Consider the following 1,506-nt stretch of genomic DNA (forward strand, 5'->3'; position numbering starts at 1 on the left):
GCGCCGCGCAGCGTGCGCAGGTCGCCGCGCAGCAGGCGCTGCCGGTGTCGGTCATCGTGCCCGGCGCGGCGCCGGCCGACCAGACGCTGACGTTGCCCGGCTCGGTGGCGCCGTATGCGGACGCATCGATCTATTCGCGCACGAGCGGCTATATCGCGCACTGGAGCGTCGATCTCGGTACGCACGTGAAGGCCGGGCAGACGCTCGCGCAGATCTCGGCGCCCGATCTCGACGCGCAGTTACGCCAGGCGCGCGCCGACGAAGCGAGTGCGCAGGCGAACTACGACTATGCGAAATCCACCGCGCAGCGTTGGCAGGACATGCTGAAAACGCAGTCGGTGTCGCAGCAGGACACCGACACGAAGGTCGCGGACATGAACGCGAAGCGCGCGATGCTCGCGTCCGCGCAGGCGAACGTCGCGCATCTTGCCGAACTCGTGTCGTACGAGTCCGTCACCGCGCCGTTCGACGGCGTGATCACCGCGCGCAACATCGACGTCGGCACGCTGGTCACCGCGGGCGGCACGCCGGGCAGCCCGGGCCTGTCCGGGGAACTGTTCCATCTCGAACAGACGGACACGCTGCGCGTGTTCGTCGACGTGCCGCAGGACAGCGCGACCGGCGTATCGACCGGCACGGCCGTCTACCTGACGACGCCGCAGTATCCGGGGCGGCGTTTTGTCGCGCATGTCGCGCGCAGCGCGGGCGCGATCGATCCCGTCACGCGCACGCTGCGCGTCGAGATCGACGTCGACAACCGCGACGGCGCGCTGATGCCCGGTGCGTATGCGCAGGCGCATCTCGTCTTGCCGAGTGCGGCGCCGGCGCTTGAGCTGCCGGTGAGCGCGCTGCTGTTCCGCCCGAACGGCGTGACGGTCGCCACCGTCGGCGCGAACGGGCAAACCGCGCTGAAGACCGTGCAGATCGGGCGGGATTTCGGCACGCGCGTGGAGATCGTCGCGGGGCTCGCGGCGACCAATCGCGTGATCGACAACCCGGGCGATGCGATCACGGCCGGGGAAGCCGTGAAGATCGTGTCGACTTCGCACGATGCGGCGCCGGTTGCGGCTTCGTCTGCTTCGTCTGCTTCGTCCGCTTCGTCCGCTTCGTCCGCTTCGTCCGCGCAGGCCGCGCAGGCCGCGCAGGCCGCGCAGCCAGCGTCCGCGACCGGTATGCGCAACGTGCCGCCGCTGCGCGCGGCCGGCGTCGCACCTGCTGCGTCAACACCCACTCCGGCGCCCGCCCGCGGCTGACCCATCGACGACGACTCACGAGATACTTGCCATGCGCCTTCCTCATCCGCTCCCGTTCGCTCGCCGCATCGTCGCCCTCGGCGCCGTCGCCGCACTGACCGCGTGCTCGACGCTGCCGCCCTATTCGCCGCCCGCCGTCGCGGTGCCCGCGCACTACGCGGGCGCACCGGCAGTATCGGCCGCGCAAGCCGGCTGGCACGTCGCGATGCCAGCCGACGCCGCCGCGCGCGGCGCATGGTGGACCGTGTTCGGC

The 1,506-nt window shown here is 71.2% G+C and carries 1 protein-coding gene and 1 pseudogene; both read left to right on the forward strand.

Features of this window, described 5'->3' with window-relative positions; genetic code table 11:
* On the forward strand, window positions 1–1,253 hold a 1,253-nt coding region (locus tag H3O04_RS35290; protein WP_202589509.1), incomplete at its 5' end, for an efflux RND transporter periplasmic adaptor subunit.
* A gap of 31 nt (window positions 1,254–1,284) precedes the next feature.
* Window positions 1,285–1,506, forward strand: a pseudogene (locus tag H3O04_RS35295) (RND transporter); the annotation flags it as partial.

Origin of the sequence: Burkholderia sp. KCJ3K979, assembly GCF_016759955.1 — a bacterium.
Lineage (GTDB): Bacteria > Pseudomonadota > Gammaproteobacteria > Burkholderiales > Burkholderiaceae > Burkholderia > Burkholderia orbicola.